Genomic DNA, 17,446 nt, shown 5'->3' on the forward strand with positions numbered 1-17,446 from the left:
GCGACCCCGGCCGCGGCGCCCGGCCCGGCCATCGCGCGCAGCCGCTCGGCGGCGGTCAGCGCGGGCGCGAGCGCCTCGGCCGAGCGCAGCCGGACCAGCGCGCCCAGCACCTGACCGGCCCCGGGGCCGCTGGGCTCGCCCCCCTCCTCACCGTGCGTCCCCCACGGCACCGAGCACACCGCCGCCGTCCCCGGTACGGCCCGTACGGACGGGGTCTCCTGGGGCCAGGGGCTGACGCAGACCACCGCGTGCAGCCCGTCCGCGTCCGGGCCGAGCGCCGCGCGCAGCGCCGCCGTCGCCATGTCGCGCTGCCAGCCCCGCCCGGCGGTCAGGGCCGCCCGGAACTCCCGGGAGAGGTCGGTGCCCGCCCGCGCCTCGTCGGCGAGCAGCCCGCCGATCCGGGCGGCCACCTCCATCGCCGCGGCCAGCCGGTCCTCGGCCGGGCCCGGGTCGGCGTCGAGCAGCCACACGTAACCGAGCACCACGCCCCGGTGGCGCACCGGCAGACAGATCCGGTCCCGGAAGACGCCCGCCTCGGGGGCGGCCGGGATACGGACGGGGCCGGTCGCCCGGGTGATGCCGAAGCCCTCGAACCAGGCGCGGACGGCCGGGGTGGAGCGGCGGGTCAGGATCGAGCGGGTGCGCACCGGGTCCATCGCCGCGTCGTCCTCGGAGTCGTGCGCGCCGAAGGCGATCAGCGCGAAGTCCCGGTCCTCCAGGGTCGCGGGGGCGCCGAGCAGCGCCGAGATCTCATCGACCAGGTCCTGGTAGTCGCCCTTCACAGCAGCCATTCTCGCGCACTCCGGCCCCGCCTTCATACATCTGTCTGAGATGCGGGGCACGGATGCGTGACAGGTGTCGATGGCCCACGATCGGAAGGATCCTTAGGTTTCACGGTGGTTCTCCGTGCCGTTCCCCGATTGTCGGGTTCCGGCCCCCTGCTACCCCTTTCCATGGAGGTGCCCCGTGCTGGGTCCCGTGATCCTCGCCGCGTCGCGCAGCGACAAGATGCGCCGTTTCATCTCGGCCGCCCCCGGCACCAAGCAGGTCGTCGACCGGTTCATCGCCGGCGAGACGGTCGACCAGGTCGTGCCGATCGTCAAGGACGCCGCCGGCAAGGGCCTGGAGGTCACCCTGGACGTGGTGGGCGAGGACATCACCACCGTGGAGCAGTCCTACGCCGCGCGGGACGCCTACCTCCAGCTGATCGAGCGCCTCAAGGACCTGGACCTGGGCACCCGCGCCGAGATGTCCGTGAAGCTGTCGATGTTCGGCCAGGCGCTGGAGGGCGGCCACGAGCTCGCCCTCGCCAACGTCCGCCCGGTCGTCGAGGCCGCCGCCGCGATCGGCACCACGGTCACCCTGGACGCCGAGGACCACACCACCCTCGACTCGATGTTCGCCATCCACGAGGAGCTGCGGAAGGACTTCCCGCAGACCGGCTGCGTCATCCAGGCCTACCTCTTCCGCACCGAGGAGGACGCCCGCCGCCTGGCCGCCGCCGGCAGCCGCGTCCGCATCGTGAAGGGCGCCTACAAGGAGCCCGCCTCCGTCGCGTACCAGGACAAGGGCGAGATCGACAAGGCGTACGTCCGCATCCTGAAGATCCTGATGGACGGCGACGCGTACCCGATGATCGGCTCGCACGACCCGCGTCTGATAGCCATCACCCAGGAGCTCGCGCGGCGCGCCGGGCGCAAACTGGACGAGTACGAGTTCCAGATGCTGTACGGCATCCGCGGCGACGAGCACGTGCGCCTCGCGGCCGAGGGGCACCGGATGCGCGTCTACACGGCGTACGGCACCGACTGGTACGGCTACTTCATGCGCCGTCTGGCGGAGAAGCCGGCCAACCTGCTCTTCTTCGCCCGCTCCATCCTCACCAAGGGCTGAGCCCACCACCCCTCACCAAGGAGTTCAGAGACTCATGGACGCTGTGACCCAGGTCCCCGCTCCCGTCAACGAGCCGGTGCACGGCTACGCCCCGGGCTCGCCCGAGCGCGCGCGCCTGGAGGCCAAGCTCAAGGAGCTGGCCGAGAACCCGATCGAGCTGCCGATGACCATCGGCGGCGAGAAGCGGATGGGCGGCGGCGAGCGCTTCGACGTCGTGCAGCCGCACAACCACAAGGCCGTCATCGGCACCTTCGCCAACGCCACCACCCAGGACGCGCAGGACGCCGTCGACGCGGCCCTCGCCGCCGCCCCGGCGTGGCGCGCGATGTCCTTCGACGACCGCGCCGCGATCATCCTGCGCGCCGCCGAGCTGCTGGCGGGCCCCTGGCGCGAGACGCTGGCCGCCTCGACCATGCTCGGCCAGTCGAAGACCGCCCAGCAGGCCGAGATCGACACCCCGTGCGAGCTCGTCGACTTCTGGCGCTTCAACGTCCACTACGCCCGCCAGATCCTGGCCGAGCAGCCCCCGGCGAACTCCCCGGGCGTGTGGAACCGGATGGACCACCGTCCGCTGGAAGGTTTCGTCTACGCGATCACGCCGTTCAACTTCACGGCCATCGCGGGCAACCTGCCGACCGCCCCGGCCCTCATGGGCAACGTGGTCGTGTGGAAGCCGTCCCCGACCCAGACCCACGCCGCCGTGCTGCTGATGCAGCTCCTGGAGGAGGCGGGCCTGCCCAAGGGCGTCATCAACCTGGTCACCGGTGACGGCCTGGCCGTCTCCGAGGTCGCGCTGAACCACCGCGACCTGGCCGGCATCCACTTCACCGGTTCCACCAAGACCTTCCAGCACCTGTGGAAGACGGTCGGCACCAACATCGAGAAGTACCGCGCCTACCCGCGCCTGGTCGGCGAGACCGGCGGCAAGGACTTCGTCGTCGCGCACCCCAGCGCCGACCGCGCCGTCCTGAAGACCGCGCTGACCCGCGGCTCCTTCGAGTTCCAGGGCCAGAAGTGCTCCGCGTCCTCGCGTGCGTACATCCCGGCCTCCATCTGGAACGACGGCTTCAAGGAGGAGTTCGCGGCCGAGGTCGACGGCATCACCATGGGTGACGTCACCGATCTGTCGAACTTCATCGGCGCCGTCATCGACGAGCGCTCGTTCGCCAAGAACAAGGCCGCGATCGACCGCGCCAAGGCCGACGCCTCCTGCACGATCGTGGCCGGCGGCACCTACGACGACTCGGTCGGCTACTTCGTCCGCCCGACCGTCATCGAGTGCTCGGACCCCGAGAACGAGGTCTTCACGACCGAGTACTTCGGCCCGATCCTGGCGGTCCACGTCTACGAGGACGACAAGTACGACGAGATGCTGGAGCAGATGGAGTCCGTCTCGGACTACGCGCTCACCGGCTCGGTCATCTCCGGCGACCGCGCGGCGGCCGCGTACACGATGGACAAGCTCCGCTACGCGGCGGGCAACTTCTACATCAACGACAAGTCGACCGGCGCCGTCGTCGGCCAGCAGCCCTTCGGCGGCGGCCGTGCCTCCGGCACCAACGACAAGGCGGGTGCCCCGCAGAACCTGATGCGCTGGACGCTGACCCGCGCCATCAAGGAGACGCTGGTCCCGCCGACCGACTACGCGTACCCGCACATGGGCTGACGCACGGTCACCTCTGAACCCCGCCCCCGTCCTTGGTCCCCCAACCGAGGACGGGGGCGGTTTCCCTTGCCGCGCGGCTCACAGCCTCCGGGTGAGGAAGTCGTCGATCAGCGCGGCGATCTGGGCCGCGTGCGTCTCCAGGGCGAAGTGGCCGGTGGGCAGCAGATGGACCTCGGCCTCGGGCAGGTCGCCCTGGAAGGCGAGTGCCCCGGCCGGGACGAAGATCTCGTCGTGGGCGCCCCAGGCCGCCAGGAGCGGGACCCCGCTAGTGCGGAAGTACTCCTGGAAGGCCGGGTAGAGGTCGAAGTTGGAGCCGTAGTCGGCCATCAGGTCGAGCTGGATGGCGTCCTGGCCCTCGCGGGCCATCAGGGCCGCGTCGTGGTGGTACGCGTCCGGGCTGACCAGGGACGGGTCCGGGAGGCCGTGCAGGTACTGCCACTTGATGCCCTCCAGGGAGCGTATCTCGCGCACCGGCGCCTCGGTCTCGGGCGTGCGCTCGGCGATCAGCGCGAGCGGCGCCGCCCAGGCCTCGCCCAGGCCCTCGGTGTACGCGTTGCCGTTCTGGGTGACGATCGCGGTGATGCGCTCGGGGTGCTTCAGCGCCAGCCGCAGCCCGATCGGCGCGCCGTAGTCCTGGATGTAGAGCGCGAACCTGGTGAGCCCGAGCTGCTCGGTGAACTCCTCTGTCAGGGCGGCCAGGTTGGCGAAGGTGTACGCGAACCGGTCGGCGGGCGGCGCCGAGGAGTGGCCGAAGCCGAGGTGGTCCGGGGCGATCACGTGATGGCGCGCGGCCAGCCGGGGGATCAGGTCGCGGAACATGTGCGAGCTGGTGGGGAAGCCGTGCAGGAGCAGCAGGGCGGGAGCGTCGGGCGAACCCGCCTCCCGGTAGAAGATCTCGTGCCCGCCGACGACGGCCGTCCGGTAGTGGATCCGCTCCGCGCTCATATCTAACCCCTCACCTTCGCTTGACCGGTTGACTCGGTGTGCGAGCAGCCAACCACGGACCGGCCTAACCGGTCAAGCGTTTTTAAGAGGTTAGAAAGAGCGAGAGGTGAGGGTCAGATCTCCACCAGTACCTGCTCCAACGACTTCCGTACGAGGTCGGGGACTTCGCACCCCTCGGCCGGATAGCCGACCGGAATCACCGCGAACGCCTTCTCGTTGACGGGCCGGCCCAGCACCTCGCGCAGGAAGCGCATCGGGCTCGGGGTGTGCACCAGCGCGGCCAGCCCGCTCTGGTGCAGGGCGCTCAGCAGCATGCCGACCGCGATCCCGACCGACTCGTCCACGTAGTAGTGCTTGTGCTTGGTGCCGTCCTCGGCCAGCCAGTAGCGCTGCTGGAAGACCACGATCAGGGCCGGGGCGTCGGTGAGGTGGCTCTTGACGGCGTCCGTGCCCAGCGGGCGCAGCGCCGCCAGCCACTCCTCGCCGAGGCGGCCGTCGTAGGAGACCTTCTCCTCGTGCTCGGCCGCCTCCCGTATCCGCCGCCGCACCTCGAGATCGCGGACCAGGACGAAGGTCCAGGGCTGCTGGTGCGCGCCCGAGGGGGCGGTCGCCGCGCACGCGATGGCGTCCCGGACGGCCTGCTCGGGGATCGGGTCCGGGGAGAACTGCCGTACGGTCCGGCGCTGGTCCATGGTGGTGCGCAGGGCCGCCGCGCGCGCCAGGGACTCGGCGGCGGGCATCCGGGCGGGGCGGTAGGGAACCGGGCGGTAGGGCTCGCCGTGGGTGGGCGTCCACCGCTGCTGTGTGGAGGGTGACATGAAAGCGAGTCTGGTGCAGCCGTGCCCGGTGCGTAAGAGCGCGAAGCGGCCTGCCACAGTGGGCACATGACTGAGTCTCAGCACACCGCGCACACCTCCCAGCTCGGCCCCGACGGCCTGCCCAGGATCCGGGAACTGCTCGACACCGCCTTCGACGGGGACTTCAGCGACGAGGACTGGGACCACGGGCTCGGCGGTGTGCACTCCTTCCTCGACGACGAGAAGGGGCTCGCCGCGCACGGCAGCGTCATCATGCGCCGGGTGCTGCACGGCGGCCGGTCCTACCGCGTCGGCTACGTCGAGGCCGTCGCCGTGCGCGCGGACCGGCGCCGCCAGGGGCTCGGCGGGCGGGTCATGGCCGCCCTGGAGCATGTGATCGACGAGGCGTACGAGTTCGGCGCGCTCTCCGCCTCCGACGAGGGCGCCGCGCTCTACCTCTCCCGCGGCTGGCAGGTCTGGCCCGGCCGGATCGAGGCGCTGAGCCCGGACGGGGTGGTGCACCTGGCCGAGGAGGAGGGCACCACCTACGTCCGCCCGGCGGCGGGCCGCGAACTGCCCGACCCGGCCCAGCCGCTGATCTTCGACTGGCGCGACGGCGACGTGCTGTGACGCCGGGCCGGGGGAGCAGGGGCTGGCGCCGCCCCCCAGTCCGCCCCAGTCCGCCTTCCCCGGTCCGCCCCATGGCGCCCGGTGCTACAGCGCGCCCGCGTCCCGTGCCGTCCACACCGACGGGTAGAGCGGGCGGAAGCCCAGCTCGTCCCGGATCCGCAGGGTCGACACGATCGTGTAGAACGGGTCCGGATCGGTGCGCCGCGCCAGCTCCGGCGGCACCTCCACCCCGTTGAGCTGGTGCAGCTCGACCGCCGTCACCGGGCAGTCGTCCGCGATGTTGTACTTGCGGCCCGCCACGCCCGGCGCGTACAGCAGCCGCGTCAGACCCTGCGCCACGTCTGCGTGGTGCACCATCGGCAGCCGCTGGTGGGCCGCCCACTGGCCCGCCCAGTACACCGACTGCGCCAGATGCGGGTCGCCCTCGCCGTAGACGAAGGCGAGCACGCCCACCCGGACGTCCAGGCCGTGCTCGCGGTGGAGGGCGAACAGGCCCTCCTCGGCGGCCGCCTTGGACTCCGCGTACGTCCCCCACAGCGGGCCGCCGGGCAGCGGCGCGTCGTCCTCGGTCAGCGGGCGCCCGCGCCCCAGCCCGTACGCCAGGTTCGACGACACCTGGACGAACCGGCTCACCCCGGCCTCCAGCGAAGCCCGGCCGAGCGCGAGGGCCGCGTCGCGGTTGACCGCGCGGTTCTCCTCGTCCGTGACGTCGCGGTAGGACACCGCGAGGTTCACCACCGCGTCCACCCCCGCCAGCGCCTTGCGCACCGACTCCTCCTCGCGCACGTCGCCGACCGCGACCTCATGGGCGCCGAGGGCGGCGCCGCGGGCCTCGTCGCGCACCAGAACCCGCACCACGTCGGCCCGCTGGACCAGCCTCGGCACGAACCTGCGGCCGACCGCGCCGGTCGCCCCCGTCACCAGAATCCGCATCACGTGCTCCTCTCGATCGCCTGGTCCGAGCGTGGCGCGCGGTGGCCGGCGGCGGGAGGGACGTCCGTATCCAGGGATCGGCACTCCCTGGATACCTGTGTGTACCGACCGTCATGCTGGGGGCGTGGACAGAGAAGAACTCGCGGACTTCCTGCGGCACTGCCGGGCCCGGCTGGAACCGTCGGACGTCGGCCTCGCGGCCGGGCCCCGGCGGCGTACGGCGGGGCTGCGCAGGGAAGAGGTCGCCCAGCTCACCGGGATGTCGGCCGACTACTACACCCGTCTCGAGCAGGCCCGCGGCTCGCGCCCGTCCCGGCAGATGCTGACCGCGCTGGCGCGGGCGCTGCGGCTCAGCCGGGACGGGCGCGATCACCTCTTCCACCTCGCGGGCGAGGAGCCGCCGCGCGAGCGGCACGGCTCGGTCCATGTGCGCCCGGGCCTGATGCTGATCCTCGACCGGCTGCACGACGCGCCCGCGCAGGTGATGAGCGACTGGGGCGAGGTGCTCGCCCAGAACGCGATGGCGGCCGCCCTGGTCGGCGAGGCCGCGCCGGGACGCAACATCATCCGCGGCTACTTCACCGAGCCCGCGCTGCGCGCCCTCTTCCCGCCCGAGGACCAGGCCGGGCACGCGCGCAGCCATGTGGCGCAGCTGCGGGCGGTGCTCGCGGCCCGCCCGGACGACCCGGAGCCGGCGGCGCTGGTGGCTCAGCTGCGCGCGGTCAGCGAGGAGTTCGCGGCGCTGTGGGACGAGCACGAGGTGGAGACCCGGCACGCCAGGGCGAAGCGCTTCCTCCACCCCGTGGTGGGCCTGCTGGAGCTGGACTGCGAGATCCTGCTGAGCTCCGGCGAGGGCCAGTTCCTGGTGGTCCACTCGGCCCGCCCGGGCACCGAGTCCCACCAGCGCCTGGAGCTGCTGCGGGTGGTGGGACTCCAGGACCTGACGGTCGGCCGCTGACCGGATGGCCGCTGACTGGATGGCCGCTGACCGGACGACCGCGCTCCGGGCGGGGCGTCAGGCGTCCTCGACGCCCTGGGCGACCTCGCGCTTGACGCGCTGCCAGCCCAGCGCCAGCCCCGCCGGGAGGGCGAGCGCCGCGCCGATCAGCACCGGGTACATCACGGAGTCGCCCCCGTAGTGCAGCGCGGCGGCGGTCACGCTTCCCGAGACGAGACCGGCGGCCAGCATCTGCTTGAGCCTGCCCCGGTAGGTGGTGCTTAGGAAGAGCTGCTTGGCGGGCGGCGCCACCAGCTCGTCGAGGCCGGCCGCGGGCCCGGCGCTCGCCGCCTTCGGGCGCTTGAAGTACATGAAGAACATCCAGTGCCCGCACGGCTCCCAGCCGTCCGGGGCGAGCCCGGCCGCGACCGACGCGCGCTCGGCCGCGCTGTTGGCGCTCTCGCGGCGGTACTCCCACCGCATCGCCGCCGCCGGCTCGCGGCGGCAGACGAACCGGCCGAGCCGGTCCAGGCCCTCCACCTCCCAGCCCTGGTCGCCGTAGTGGTTGAGGTGCTTGCGGTCGGTGTAGATGTCGGCGGTCCACTTCCAGGTCTCCGCCTCGGCCGCCGGCTCCTCGGTCGCCCGGCCCCCGGTGAGCCGCGCGGCGAAGTCCTCGGGCGCGCCGAACTCCTCGTACGGGTCGGTGGACCCCGACTCGGCCAGATAGCCGGTGAGCTCGGCGACGGTCGACGCCACCTCGTCCCGCCGCATCCCGGCGGCGCGCAGCCGCTCGGCGAGTGCCCGGAAGTAGTCGCTCTGCTCGCTCATGACGCTCGTCCCCCTGGTGTCGCGCTGGTCAGCATGGTCTGTACGGCGGTGTGGAACTCCAGCCAGGAAGCGCCCTGTTCGGCGAGCGCCCGCCGTCCCTCCTCGGTCAGCCGGTAGTACCGGCGGCCCGGCCCGCGCTCGGCGGCGCGGAACTCCCCGACGGCGAGCCCGGCCTCTTCGAGCCGGTTCAGGACGGGGTAGAGCGTTCCGCCCTTGATCTCCCCGAGCCCGGCCGAGGCCAGGGTCTTGGAGATCTCGTAGCCGTAGCTCTCACCCCCGGTCAGACAGGTGAGGACGAGGAGGTCGAGGACGCCTTTGAGCCAACTGGATCTGCGGTCTGCGGCCATGCATGTATTCCAGCACTAGCTAGGTAGGAATGCAAACTAGATGGCGGTGTTGGGGTAGGTGGCGGTGCTACTCGCCCAGCCGGATCAGCATCTTCCCCGTGTTGCCGCCCCGCAGCATGCCGAGGAAGCCGTCCACCGTCCGCTCGATCCCGTCGACCACCGTCTCGTCCGACACCACCCGCCCCGACCGCAGATGCGGCACCAGGAACTCCTCCAGCTCGCCCTGTGCGTCGCGGTGGTTCCGTACGAGCACGCCCTCCAGGCGCAGGCTCTTCCCCACCACCGCGTAGAGGTTGCGGGGCGCGGCGGGCGGCGAGGCCGGGTCGTTGTACTGGGCCACCGCCCCCACCCAGGCGACCCGGCCGTGGTCGCGCAGCGCCGAGATGGCGCCCTCCAGATGGCCGCCGCCCACGTTGTCGACGTACGCGTCGATGCCGTCGGGGGCCGCCTTCGCCAACTGCTCGCCCACTGGGCCGTCGTGGTAGTCGAAGGCGGCGTCGTAGCCGACCGCCGCCGTCAGGAAGTCCACCTTCGCGGCCGAGCCCGCGCTGCCCACGATCCGGCCCGCGCCCAGCAGCCGCGCGATCCGGCCCGCCGCCGTGCCGACGCCGCCCGCGGCCGCCGAGACGAACAGGTCCTGGCCGGGCCGCAGTTCCAGGGTGCGGGTGAGCGCCACGTACGCGGTGAGGCCGGTGCCGCCGAGGATGCCCAGGTGCGCGGAGAGCGGCACGCCCTCGTACGACCGGATCGTGCGCGTCCCGTCCACCCCCAGGGTGACCAGGGCGTGGGTGCGCCAGCCCTGGCGGTGGAAGACGAGGTCGCCCTCGCGCAGAGCGGGGTCGAGGGAGGCGATCACCCGTCCGAGCGCGCGGCCCTCCAGCGGCTCGTGCAGCGGGCCGGTGTCCATCACCTCGCGGTGGTACGGGTCCACGGAGAGGTAGAGGTTCTCGACCAGCGCGGTGCCGGGCGCGGGCTCGGGGACGGGGCCCCGGACGAAGGCGAAGTCGTCGGGGGAGGGCGGCCCCTCGGGGCGGGCGGTCTGGTGCACGGTGAGCGAGGTGGTCGTCATGGGCCAGACGCTAGGAAGGAATGCGCGGGCCGGGCAGGGGGTTGCGTCGATGGAACCGCCGGATCCATGAATCCTGCTCATACGTCCAGGTGGGAACCTACGTCCAGGTGGGAGCCTCGATGCCGAATGACCTCGCCCCGCGCGAACTGCGGGTGCTCGCCGCCGTCGAGCGGGAGCGCAGCTTCTCCGGGGCCGCCGTACGGCTCGGGATGACCCAGTCGGCGGTCTCGCACTCGGTGCGCTCCAGCGAGGCCAAGATCGGCGCGGTGCTCTTCGAGCGGGGGCGCGGCGGCGCGACCCCGACGCCCGCCGGGACCCGCGCGGCGGCGCACGCCCGGCGGGTGCTGCGGATGCTGGAGGCGCTGGCCGCCGAGGCGCGCGGCGCCGCCCCCGACCCGGCCGGGGACACCGTGGCCGGGCCGCTGCGGATCGCCGCGTTCCGCAGCGCCGCACTGCACCTCCTGCCACCCGCCCTGGAACGGCTCACCGCCCGCCACCCCGGGATCACCCCCGAGGTCCGGCTGGTGCGGGAGCTGGGGGCCGGGACGGCCGGGGAGGTGGCGGCGGGGCGCGCGGACCTCGGGATCGCGACGGTCGGGACGAGCTCGCCGGTGCCGCCGGGGCTGGTCGGGGACGTGCTCCTGGAGGAGGGGTACGCGCTGGTGCACCCCTGCGGGCACCCGGCGCCGCGCTCGCTGCCGCTGGTCGACTGGATGGAGAACTGCTCCTCGTACACCCGCCGGTGGTGGGCCGAGCAGGACTGGATCCCGGCGGCGACGGTGCGGGCCGAGGACGACGGAGCAGTGCTCTCGATGGTGAGCAGTGGTTTCGGCATGGCGATCATGCCGGAGCTGTCACTGACCGGAGCACCGCACACGGTCGAGATCACTGATCTCGGACCGGAGCGCCCGACGCGCTCGGTCGGCTATGTGACCACGCCCGAGCTGGCCGGCACGGTCGCCGTCCGCGCCCTCATCCGGGAGCTGCGCGCACTGCGCCGCTGAGGCGCCGGGCGGCCGCCGGGAAGTCGCCGTCTCAGATAGTAGGAAGTCCGAGTAATTGTGGAGACAGAAGCGGAGTCCTCCCTTAGCTTTGTAGGAGCCGAACGTCTCGCTAGATCCAGCGAATGGCGGTCGCGAGCGCGGTGCCCCTTGGCAGGCAACCCCTGCGGCAGCGCTCCCCGCCCCTTCCGGCGCCTCGATATCCCCGTGATCTCAAGGAGTCGATCCCTCATGTCCGAGACGACGACCGTCCGCCGCCGTGTCCGCCATGTCGCTCGTACGAGCGATGCCGACCGCAAGAACGCCGCTGCCGCGCTTCAGCGCGCGCTGGACCGTAGGGACAACGGAGGCGTCACCGGGCACGTGTCCGCGTCGTAGCGCGCTGTCGTCTGCGGGCCGGCCTGGGCTGGTCGCGCCCGCGCGGCGGAGCCGCACAATGTCACAGCCCCGCGCCCCTGGGGTATGAGGTGGCGCGGGGAAAACGCGGATGCCTACCCGCCTCGGCTGATCTCGAAGTGGTCGATCCTCGCCCCGGATTCCGCCAGGGCCGAGACCGTCATCTTCGGATGGTGGCCCGCCTCGACCCGCACCGCGAGGAACGAGTAGCCCGTGAAGCGCACCCGGGACCACTCCACCGTCTCGGTCGCCTTCGCGCGGCCCTTGAGCCAGTGGTAGCTGGGCACGCTCTCCCGGTCCTTGACGTGGCCCTCGTAGCTGTCGGGGGCCGGGAAGTCGTAGAGCGCGCGGCCCGCGCCGCCGGCCGTGACATACACGATGCCGTCCCGCGTCGGGTCGGTGCGCTCGCCGATCGGGACCTTGCGCCCCACCGCGTTCTTCAGGATCGCGTCGGTGCGCTCGTAGACGTGGTTGTGGCCGTTGATCACCAGGTCCACCTGGTGCTTCTCGAAGAGCGGCACCCAGGCGTCGCGCACCCCGCCGTCGGAGGCGTGCGCGTTGGTGGTCGAGAAGGCGCAGTGGTGGAAGAACACCACGATGAAGTCGACGTGCCGGTCGGCGCGCAGCTCGGCCAGCCGTCGGTCGAGCCACTGGGTCTGCCGGCCCCCGCTGATCCCGAAGTTGGCGGGGATCTCGTACGAGACGTCGTTGGCGTCCAGCGCGACCACGCCCACGTTGCCGTGCACGAACGAGTAGACGCCGGGCTGGTTCACCGGGTCCGGGCCGTTGTCCGGCAGCGACCAACGGGCGTTCTGGCCGCCGTAGCCGTCCGGTGAGTACCAGGCCTCCATGTCGTGGTTGCCGGTGGTCACCATCCACGGCACGGTCTTGGCGACCGACTCCGTCTGGGCGAGGAACTGGTCCCAGGTGCGGGCGTCGTAGGTGTCGCCGCTGGTGCCCGAGCCCGACGGGTCGGCGTAGCAGATGTCGCCCGCGTGCAGATGGAACGCCGGGTTCTGACCGAGGATCAGCTGGTCGTTGCCGAGCGCGTGGTAGCTGACGCCCTGGTCGCCGAAGGCCGTGAAGGTGAACGCCTCGGCGCGCTCGGGCGCGGTGGTGAAGGTGCCGAGGGTGCCCAGGTTGCGCGGGTCGGCCGGGTCGAAGCCGTCGTGGCCGACGCCGTAGTAGTACGTGGTGCCCGGCCGCAGCCGCTCCAGGCCCGCGTGCACGTAGTACTGCTCGGCCGCGGCGATCTTGCCGCCGTTGAGCACCGGCGTACTGAGGTGGCGCACCTCGGCGCCGATCCGGTGGCTGAGCGCCCACGGGCGCAGCCCGATCCGGATGTACGGCCGCCGCACCGCGAACGGCACCTGCCAGGAGACCGCCATCTGGGTCTTCGGGTCGGCGCCGTAGGCGAGGTGCCGCCCGAACGGGGCCACCAGCGAGCCGTCCACCTCGGTGGCGGAGCCCCGCGAGGTGAGCACCGTGGGCGCGGCGTTCGCCGGCGAGGCGACGAGCCCGGTGCCCACCCCGGCACCGGCGACCGCGGCGGTCGCCACCGATGTGCGCAGCACCCCGCGCCGGGTCAGCCGTGTCCGCAGGTACTCGTGCTGTTCGGCCATGCTCAGACGGCCGGCGAGCTTGTCGGGTATTCCGAAACGAGGGATGTCCATGGCCGGAAACGTCCTCTCCTCAGACGACGCGAATCTCACCAGTGGATGAACGGGGCGCGTACAGCACCCCATGCAACTCCCCGGAATCTCCCCGCACATCACCCCGGCCAGCCATTCGGCGGCCGCCCGGAGGAAGTAGGCGGGATCGGCGCGCGCCGCCGGGTCCCCCGGACGAGGGACCCGGCGCTGTCCGCATGGTGGACTCGACATGTCAATGCATGGGACGGGGAGTACGGTGCATTCATGTCTCGCAGCATCGATCTCGCAGTGATCCCCGGTGACGGCATCGGCCAGGAAGTGGTGGCCCAGGGCCTCAAGGTCCTCAACGCCGTCCTTCCAGCGGACGTGAAGCTGGAGACCAAGGAGTACGACCTCGGCGCCCGGCGCTGGCACCGCACCGGCGAGACCCTGCCGGACGCGGAGCTCGACGCGCTGAAGACGCACGACGCGATCCTGCTCGGCGCCATCGGCGACCCGAGCGTGCCGTCCGGCGTCCTGGAGCGCGGTCTGCTGCTGAAGCTGCGCTTCGCCTTCGACCACTTCATCAACCTGCGCCCCTCGAAGCTCTTCCCGAACACCGCGACCCCGCTGGCCGGGCGTCCGGACATCGACTTCGTGGTGGTCCGCGAGGGCACCGAGGGCCCCTACACGGGCAACGGCGGCTCGCTGCGCACCGGCACCCCGGCCGAGGTGGCCACCGAGGTCAGCGTGAACACGGCGTACGGCGTGGAGCGCGTGGTGCGCGACGCGTTCGCCCGCGCCCAGGCGCGGCCGCGCAAGAAGCTGACGCTGGTCCACAAGAACAACGTCCTGGTCTTCGCCGGGCACCTGTGGAAGAACATCTTCGACACGGTGGCGAAGGAGTACCCGGACGTCACCACCGACTATCTGCACGTCGACGCCGCGACGATCTTCTTCGTCACCCAGCCCGAGCGGTTCGACGTCATCGTCACCGACAACCTCTTCGGTGACATCCTCACCGACCTCGCCGCGGCCGTGACCGGCGGCATCGGCCTGGCCGCGTCCGGCAACATCAACCCGACCGGCGCGTTCCCCTCGATGTTCGAGCCGGTGCACGGCTCCGCGCCGGACATCGCGGGCCAGGGCAAGGCCGACCCGACGGCCACGGTCCTCTCCGTCGCCCTGCTCCTGCGCCACCTCGGTTACGAGTCCGAGGCGGCCAGGATCGAGGACGCCGTCCAGGCCGACCTGGCCGCGCGGGACGGCTCGGCCCGTACCACCGACGAGATCGGCGACGCGCTCGCCGTACGCGTATCGGGCTGACCCGAGCGCTCTTCTGCACGAAAGCCGCCGGGTCGCACCAGCACCCGGCGGCTTTTCCTGTACGGCCCCGGGGTGCCACCATCAGTCCCTGGGCCGCATCACACCGTTTCTGCCACGGTCCCGCACGAGCGATAATCGAACGTGGGACCGCGGCATGCGGAAAAGCTCGGACGTCCTAGCAGCAGCGAAGACGGCGTGAGCGCGGTCCGACCCACACAACCGGTGAAGGACACGCAACCATGACGACGCCCACGATCGAGCTCAAGCCCTCCGCGAACCCGCTGTCGGACGCGGAGCGTGACGCGATCCTGGCAAGCCCCGGATTCGGCCGCCACTTCACCGACCACATGGTGACGGTCAAGTGGACCGAGGGCCGCGGATGGCACGACGCGGAGCTCACTCCGTACGCGCCGCTGTCGATGGACCCGGCGAACATGACGCTGCACTACGCGCAGACGATCTTCGAGGGTCTGAAGGCCTACCGGCAGCCCGACGGCACGGTGGCGACCTTCCGCCCCGAGGCCAACGCGGAGCGCTTCCGCTCCTCGGCCCGCCGGATGGCGATGCCCGAGCTGCCGACCGAGCTCTTCATCGCCGCGTGCGACGCGCTGATCCAGCAGGACAGGGCGTGGGTCCCGGCCTCCGGCGAGGCGTCCCTCTACCTGCGCCCCTTCATGATCGCGAGCGAGGTCGGGCTGGGTGTGCGCCCGGCGAACGAGTACCTGTTCATCGTCATCGCCTCGCCGGCCGGGGCGTACTTCCCCGGTGGCGTGAAGCCGGTCTCGGTGTGGCTCTCCGAGGAGTACGTGCGCGCGGTCAAGGGCGGTACGGGCGCCGCCAAGACCGGTGGCAACTACGCCGCGTCCCTGGTGGCCCAGGCCGAGGCGGCGGAGCACGGCTGCGACCAGGTGGTGTGGCTGGACGCGGTGGAGCACCGGTGGATCGAGGAGATGGGCGGGATGAACCTGTACTTCGTGTACGGGGACCGCATCGTCACCCCGTCGCTGACCGGCTCGTTGCTGCCCGGCATCACCCGTGACTCCCTCCTGAAGATCGCCCGGGACCTCGGCTACACGGCCGAGGAGGGCCGGATCTCCACGGAGGACTGGAAGCGGGACAACGAGGCGGGGACGCTGACGGAGGTCTTCGCGTGCGGCACGGCGGCGGTGATCACGCCGGTGGGGTCGGTGAAGTCGGCTCGGGCGAACTGGACGCAGGGGGACGGGGAGCCGGGGGTTGTCACGATGAGGCTGCGCAAGGCCCTCCTCGACCTCCAGACGGGGGTCACGCCGGACACGCATGGCTGGATGCACCAGCTGGGCTAGGGGGTTGGCCCCACCCCCGGGCCCCTGCGCGCGGGGCCTGCGGCCCCCGAAACCCCGCTTTTGTCTGCGGACCGTGGCTGGCTGGTCGCGCAGTTCCCCGCGCCCCTGGGTAGTTAGGGGCGCGGGGAACTGCGCGAGAAGAGGCCACGGTCCGCAGGCGAACGAGGCTTTCAGGGGCGCGGGGAACTGCGCGAAAAGCCGCGTACCTCAGCCCACCTTCACCCCCGGAGGGTTCAGGGAAGGGGTGGGGTGGGGGACACCCCCTCGGGTCAGCGCAGCGTACGCCGCACCTCCCACCACCCCCGACAGCAAAAAGCTGCAATCCACCCCGCCCGTGAACCGGAGCAGCGGCCCCGAATACCCCGGCAGCGACACCGCCAGCAGCCCCGCCCCGGCCCCCAGGGCCCACGCCGCCACGGCCCGCCAGTTCCACCCGCCCCGGAACCAGTACACCCCGCCCCGGGAGCGCCGGTTGAAGACCTGGAGGGCCTCCGCGTCGTAGACGCCCCGGCAGCGGGCGAACCCGATCAGGGTGATGACCGCCCACGGCGTCCCGATCGCCGTCAGGAGCAGCACGAACGACGTCATCGCCGCCTGCGCGTCCCACGCGTAGTGGCCCGCGAAGACGCACACCGTCGCCACCCCCGCCACCGCGAACGTCGCCTGCGTACGCGACGCCCGCGGCAGGATCGCGTCCAGGTCCAGGCCCATGGAGTAGAGCATCAGGCCCGCGTTGCCCACCGAGCCCGCCGACGCGGCGAGCAGCAGCGGCACCAGGTACCAGCCGGGGGCCGCCGCCACCAGCGGGCCCGCGTAGTCCGCCGCCGCCCGCGCCGCGTACGCCGTGAACGTGCCGAACAGCTGCGGCACCAGGAGTCCGGCCGTCAGGCCCAGCCAGGTCGCGTGCAGCACGCGGCGCGGGGTGTGGCGGGCCGGGGAGATGTAGCGCGTGTAGTCGCCGAGCAGCGTGATGAACGCGATCGGGCCGCTCAGCCCCGCCGCCACCAGCGCCAGCAGCCACGTCGGCCAGAACGAGCCGAGCAGGTAACCGCCCGCCTCCGGCAGCGCGGCCGTGGTGAAGTGCGGGGCGTAGGCCGCGACTCCGAGGATCAGGAGGGCCGTCATGCCGACCGCCAGGACCCGGGACAGCCGCAGCAGCACCCGGTACCCGTACACCGCGCCGATCACCGTCGCCCCGGCGAGCACCGCGTACACGATCCCGTACGCGACACCGCCCGTGGGCAGGCCGAACAGCCGGTGCAGCACGCCCGCCATCGCGTCGCCGCCGATCCAGACGGTGAGCGCCGTGTAGCCGAGGGAGAGCAGCAGGCCCACCACCGAGCCGACCAGTCGGCCCCTGACCCCGAACTGCGCTCCCGACGACGTCGACAGGTTCGTCGCCGTGCGCAGGGACACCAGCGCCAGCGGGGCCGTGAGCAGGGTGCCGGCCAGCGTTCCCGCGACGACCGAGGTCACCGACGCCCACCAGCCGAGGCCGAAGGAGACCGGGAGCCAGCCGAAGACGATCACGCCCAGACAGAGGTTGGAGCCGAGCAGGATCGACACCAGGTCGCGCGGACCGCTGGTGCGTTCCGCCTCCGGGATGGTGTCGACTCCGCGCTGTTCTACCGGCATGGGCTGCCCCTGACGCTCGATGGCTTGATTTCGACGTTCCGGTTCTTTGAGTGGCGTTCAATGTCAGGCATAGGTAAGAGGCGCGTC

Annotated in this window: 17 protein-coding genes; 8 read left to right on the forward strand and 9 right to left on the reverse strand. The window is 72.0% G+C overall.

Annotation, left to right across the window (positions count from 1 at the left end; all coding sequences use genetic code 11):
• On the reverse strand, positions 1–782 hold a 782-nt coding region (locus ABD236_RS18110), incomplete at its 3' end, for a PucR family transcriptional regulator (RefSeq protein WP_344074902.1).
• 184 nt (positions 783–966) lie between these two features.
• On the opposite strand from ABD236_RS18110, the gene ABD236_RS18115 reads away from it, so the two are divergent.
• Both ABD236_RS18115 and pruA read left to right on the forward strand, forming a co-directional pair.
• Entirely contained in the window at positions 967–1,893 is a 927-nt protein-coding gene (locus ABD236_RS18115) for a proline dehydrogenase family protein (RefSeq protein WP_344074807.1), read from the forward strand.
• Positions 1,894–1,927: 34 nt separating this feature from the next.
• Positions 1,928–3,559, forward strand: a complete 1,632-nt coding sequence (gene pruA / locus ABD236_RS18120) for an L-glutamate gamma-semialdehyde dehydrogenase (protein ID WP_344074808.1) — start codon at positions 1,928–1,930, stop codon at positions 3,557–3,559.
• Between the two features lie 78 nt (positions 3,560–3,637).
• Here pruA and ABD236_RS18125 read toward each other — a convergent pair whose 3' ends face one another.
• On the reverse strand, positions 3,638–4,504 hold the full coding sequence (locus tag ABD236_RS18125) for an alpha/beta fold hydrolase (RefSeq protein WP_344074809.1): 867 nt from the start codon (positions 4,502–4,504) through the stop codon (positions 3,638–3,640).
• Between the two features lie 113 nt (positions 4,505–4,617).
• On the reverse strand, positions 4,618–5,322 hold the full coding sequence (locus ABD236_RS18130) for a nitroreductase family protein (RefSeq protein WP_344074811.1): 705 nt from the start codon (positions 5,320–5,322) through the stop codon (positions 4,618–4,620).
• 66 nt (positions 5,323–5,388) lie between these two features.
• Between ABD236_RS18130 and ABD236_RS18135 the strand changes: the two genes are divergently transcribed.
• Entirely contained in the window at positions 5,389–5,931 is a 543-nt protein-coding gene (locus ABD236_RS18135; RefSeq protein WP_344074814.1) for a GNAT family N-acetyltransferase, read from the forward strand.
• Positions 5,932–6,015: 84 nt separating this feature from the next.
• Here ABD236_RS18135 and ABD236_RS18140 read toward each other — a convergent pair whose 3' ends face one another.
• Complete coding sequence (locus ABD236_RS18140; protein ID WP_344074815.1) at positions 6,016–6,864, reverse strand: NAD-dependent epimerase/dehydratase family protein; 849 nt, start codon at positions 6,862–6,864, stop codon at positions 6,016–6,018.
• 124 nt (positions 6,865–6,988) lie between these two features.
• Between ABD236_RS18140 and ABD236_RS18145 the strand changes: the two genes are divergently transcribed.
• Positions 6,989–7,822 carry a helix-turn-helix transcriptional regulator gene (locus ABD236_RS18145; RefSeq protein WP_344074816.1) on the forward strand — a complete coding sequence of 278 codons (834 nt, stop codon included), beginning with the start codon at positions 6,989–6,991 and terminating at the stop codon, positions 7,820–7,822.
• Positions 7,823–7,879: 57 nt separating this feature from the next.
• Here the strand turns inward: ABD236_RS18145 and ABD236_RS18150 are convergent, their stop codons facing one another.
• The 3 genes from ABD236_RS18150 to ABD236_RS18160 form a co-directional block, all read right to left on the reverse strand.
• Complete coding sequence (locus ABD236_RS18150) at positions 7,880–8,629, reverse strand: hypothetical protein (protein ID WP_344074817.1); 750 nt, start codon at positions 8,627–8,629, stop codon at positions 7,880–7,882.
• Entirely contained in the window at positions 8,626–8,976 is a 351-nt protein-coding gene (locus ABD236_RS18155) for a PadR family transcriptional regulator (RefSeq protein ID WP_344074818.1), read from the reverse strand. Before ABD236_RS18155 ends, ABD236_RS18150 begins: the two co-directional genes overlap by 4 nt.
• A 67-nt stretch (positions 8,977–9,043) precedes the next feature.
• Positions 9,044–10,045, reverse strand: coding sequence for a zinc-binding dehydrogenase (locus ABD236_RS18160; protein ID WP_344074819.1), 1,002 nt, complete (start codon positions 10,043–10,045; stop codon positions 9,044–9,046).
• A gap of 119 nt (positions 10,046–10,164) precedes the next feature.
• Between ABD236_RS18160 and ABD236_RS18165 the strand changes: the two genes are divergently transcribed.
• Both ABD236_RS18165 and ABD236_RS18170 read left to right on the forward strand, forming a co-directional pair.
• Positions 10,165–11,049 (forward strand): LysR family transcriptional regulator, encoded by an 885-nt coding sequence (locus ABD236_RS18165; protein ID WP_344074820.1) that lies wholly within the window; start codon positions 10,165–10,167, stop codon positions 11,047–11,049.
• Between the two features lie 228 nt (positions 11,050–11,277).
• Positions 11,278–11,424, forward strand: a complete 147-nt coding sequence (locus ABD236_RS18170; protein ID WP_344074821.1) for a hypothetical protein — start codon at positions 11,278–11,280, stop codon at positions 11,422–11,424.
• 113 nt (positions 11,425–11,537) lie between these two features.
• Here the strand turns inward: ABD236_RS18170 and ABD236_RS18175 are convergent, their stop codons facing one another.
• Positions 11,538–13,115, reverse strand: a complete 1,578-nt coding sequence (locus ABD236_RS18175; protein ID WP_344074822.1) for a purple acid phosphatase family protein — start codon at positions 13,113–13,115, stop codon at positions 11,538–11,540.
• Positions 13,116–13,358: 243 nt separating this feature from the next.
• On the opposite strand from ABD236_RS18175, the gene ABD236_RS18180 reads away from it, so the two are divergent.
• Positions 13,359–14,399, forward strand: a complete 1,041-nt coding sequence (locus ABD236_RS18180) for a 3-isopropylmalate dehydrogenase (RefSeq protein WP_344074823.1) — start codon at positions 13,359–13,361, stop codon at positions 14,397–14,399.
• 239 nt (positions 14,400–14,638) lie between these two features.
• Positions 14,639–15,724 carry a branched-chain amino acid aminotransferase gene (locus ABD236_RS18185; protein WP_344074824.1) on the forward strand — a complete coding sequence of 362 codons (1,086 nt, stop codon included), beginning with the start codon at positions 14,639–14,641 and terminating at the stop codon, positions 15,722–15,724.
• A gap of 207 nt (positions 15,725–15,931) precedes the next feature.
• On the opposite strand, the gene ABD236_RS18190 is transcribed toward ABD236_RS18185, so the two are convergent.
• A complete protein-coding gene (locus ABD236_RS18190) occupies positions 15,932–17,359 on the reverse strand; it encodes a cytosine permease (RefSeq protein ID WP_344074825.1) in 1,428 nt (475 codons plus the stop codon).
• Positions 17,360–17,446: the final 87 nt, after the last annotated feature.

Source organism: Streptomyces crystallinus, assembly GCF_039521265.1.
GTDB classification, from domain to species: domain Bacteria; phylum Actinomycetota; class Actinomycetes; order Streptomycetales; family Streptomycetaceae; genus Streptomyces; species Streptomyces crystallinus.

What these genes read in the sequence shown, in the direction of transcription:
- pruA (WP_344074808.1), top strand. Translation starts at nt 1,928, where the DNA reads ATGGACGCTGTGACCCAGGTCCCCGCTCCCGTCAACGAGCCGGTGCAC.
- ABD236_RS18125 (WP_344074809.1), bottom strand. Translation starts at nt 4,504, where the DNA reads ATGAGCGCGGAGCGGATCCACTACCGGACGGCCGTCGTCGGCGGGCAC.
- ABD236_RS18130 (WP_344074811.1), bottom strand. Translation starts at nt 5,322, where the DNA reads ATGTCACCCTCCACACAGCAGCGGTGGACGCCCACCCACGGCGAGCCC.
- ABD236_RS18135 (WP_344074814.1), top strand. Translation starts at nt 5,389, where the DNA reads ATGACTGAGTCTCAGCACACCGCGCACACCTCCCAGCTCGGCCCCGAC.
- ABD236_RS18140 (WP_344074815.1), bottom strand. Translation starts at nt 6,864, where the DNA reads ATGCGGATTCTGGTGACGGGGGCGACCGGCGCGGTCGGCCGCAGGTTC.
- ABD236_RS18150 (WP_344074817.1), bottom strand. Translation starts at nt 8,629, where the DNA reads ATGAGCGAGCAGAGCGACTACTTCCGGGCACTCGCCGAGCGGCTGCGC.
- ABD236_RS18155 (WP_344074818.1), bottom strand. Translation starts at nt 8,976, where the DNA reads ATGGCCGCAGACCGCAGATCCAGTTGGCTCAAAGGCGTCCTCGACCTC.
- ABD236_RS18160 (WP_344074819.1), bottom strand. Translation starts at nt 10,045, where the DNA reads ATGACGACCACCTCGCTCACCGTGCACCAGACCGCCCGCCCCGAGGGG.
- ABD236_RS18165 (WP_344074820.1), top strand. Translation starts at nt 10,165, where the DNA reads ATGCCGAATGACCTCGCCCCGCGCGAACTGCGGGTGCTCGCCGCCGTC.
- ABD236_RS18170 (WP_344074821.1), top strand. Translation starts at nt 11,278, where the DNA reads ATGTCCGAGACGACGACCGTCCGCCGCCGTGTCCGCCATGTCGCTCGT.
- ABD236_RS18175 (WP_344074822.1), bottom strand. Translation starts at nt 13,115, where the DNA reads ATGGACATCCCTCGTTTCGGAATACCCGACAAGCTCGCCGGCCGTCTG.
- ABD236_RS18180 (WP_344074823.1), top strand. Translation starts at nt 13,359, where the DNA reads ATGTCTCGCAGCATCGATCTCGCAGTGATCCCCGGTGACGGCATCGGC.
- ABD236_RS18185 (WP_344074824.1), top strand. Translation starts at nt 14,639, where the DNA reads ATGACGACGCCCACGATCGAGCTCAAGCCCTCCGCGAACCCGCTGTCG.
- ABD236_RS18190 (WP_344074825.1), bottom strand. Translation starts at nt 17,359, where the DNA reads ATGCCGGTAGAACAGCGCGGAGTCGACACCATCCCGGAGGCGGAACGC.